This is a genomic window from Streptomyces albidochromogenes, assembly GCF_005981925.1.
GTDB lineage: Bacteria > Actinomycetota > Actinomycetes > Streptomycetales > Streptomycetaceae > Streptomyces > Streptomyces albidochromogenes.
This window is the reverse complement of sequence record NZ_VBVX01000654.1, coordinates 1-1,007: the sequence shown is the minus strand read 5'-3', so window position 1 is coordinate 1,007 and position 1,007 is coordinate 1. Positions and strand designations below refer to the sequence as shown.

Annotated in this window: 1 protein-coding gene; it reads right to left on the bottom strand. The window is 72.8% G+C overall.

Going from position 1 to position 1,007, the window contains the following annotated elements; genetic code table 11:
• Positions 1 to 337: 337 nt before the first annotated feature.
• Positions 338 to 979 carry a GNAT family N-acetyltransferase gene (locus E2E34_RS34585; RefSeq protein ID WP_138905754.1) on the bottom strand — a complete coding sequence of 214 codons (642 nt, stop codon included), beginning with the start codon at positions 977 to 979 and terminating at the stop codon, positions 338 to 340.
• Positions 980 to 1,007: the final 28 nt, after the last annotated feature.

Below are 1,007 nucleotides of genomic sequence, written 5' to 3'. Positions count from 1 at the left end.
GGCGGGCTCCGTTCGGGGAGACGTGACTCAGCTGCGTGCCGAGCTGGGCGGTGATGCGGGCGAGCAGTTGCCCCGTGGTGTCGAGGGGAAGTGCCTCGCGGTGTGCTGCCGACTCCGTCATGGACCGATACTGCCGGGCGCACGTTGCCACCTCGTTGCGCGAGGGTGACGGGTGTTTACCGCGGCCTCACGGGGCGCGGGGCCGCGTTGTCAGGCGGCCCGTGGGCGGCCCGGTCCCGGCCGAGGCGCACGGGCTCCCGGCCGTCGCACCCTTCCGGCAACCGCGCACGGATCCCGGCCGCGCACCCCTGCGGCTCCCGCGCACGGCTTCCAGCCGTCACACCCCGAAGAGTTCCCGGCACGGCTCCAGGCCCGTCACGTTCACCGGCACCGTCCGGTGCGCCTCCCAGTCCTCCCGGCTCAGCCGCAGGCGCAGGACCGTCCGGGCCTCGCCCCGCACCGACTCGACCAGCAGGCCGTCCGGCCGGTAGCCGAGCTTCTCCGACACCCGCAGCGAGGCGGCGTTGTCCGTCATCGCCGCCGACGTGACGTGCCGTGCGCCGAGGCCCTCGAAAGCCAGGTGCAGCACGGCCGCCCGCATCTCGGTGCCGATGCCGCGCCCGTGGTGCGCGAGGCCGAGCCAGGATCCGGTCTCGCCCTCCCGGGTCACGGCGAAGTCGTCCGTCATCAGGTCCTGGCGGCCTACGGTCCGGCCGGCGCACCGCACGGCGAGGCTGAGCGTCCACTTCTCCGGCCGCCACTGCGCGACGGTGCCCAGTACGTGCTGGAACGTCGCCCGCGCACGGTCCTGCGCCGACCCGTCCGTCCACGGCACCGAAAACGGCATGAACGACTCGTCGTGCACGCCGTCGGCCGCGACACCGGCCAGTTCATCGAGCACGACACCGTCCGGAAGTGTCAGTTCCAGACGCGGGGTTGTGATCCGCAGACCGTACAGGGGCCAGAATTGTCTCGACATGACCAGAGCATTCCAGTCGGGGGCGGGC